Annotated in this window: 1 protein-coding gene; it reads right to left on the minus strand. The window is 43.4% G+C overall.

Annotated elements, in window-relative coordinates:
• On the minus strand, nt 1-587 hold a 587-nt coding region (locus H8S65_RS20875), incomplete at both ends, for an SNF2-related protein (protein ID WP_255489345.1).

The raw sequence follows: 587 nt of genomic DNA on the forward strand, positions 1-587 counted from the left end.
CATAATTTATAATTAAGTTCTTTCAGATTACTTGCCTGGTTGGGACCGGAACAATACCGTAGTATGAAGCCTTTCCATCCACCCATATCGATCATGCGATCCATGATACCCAATTGCGCTACTAGATCCTTTGGCTTGTTAACAACAGGAGTACCGGTCAGCAGGATGATATACTCTTTCCCGGATGCAATACCTTTGCAAAACTTGGATTGTTGGGTGGCCGTTGATTTGACTTTATGCGATTCATCTATTATCACGGACTTGAACAATTTGATCGTGTTGTGAAACTCGACATCTTTCAACGTCCATTTTTCCGCTTTCGTGATCCGCCGGACAAAGTATTTTCGTAGGCTCTCGTAGTTTACGATAAAAACTTGGTTCATACCGGTCTGCCAGAAGAAAGGCCAGCTATCGCGGACGGAATCGGTTAATACCATCGCTTTCTTGTCTGTAAACTTATGCCATTCTCTTTGCCAATTGATCTTGACAACATTCGGGCAGATTACCAGGCAGGGGAAGGCGTCGGCCTTGTTGATAGTGGCGATGCTTTCAAGTGTATTGTGCGTTACAATATAATTGTTTGTCAG

This window comes from Parabacteroides hominis (assembly GCF_014287585.1).
GTDB classification, from domain to species: domain Bacteria; phylum Bacteroidota; class Bacteroidia; order Bacteroidales; family Tannerellaceae; genus Parabacteroides; species Parabacteroides hominis.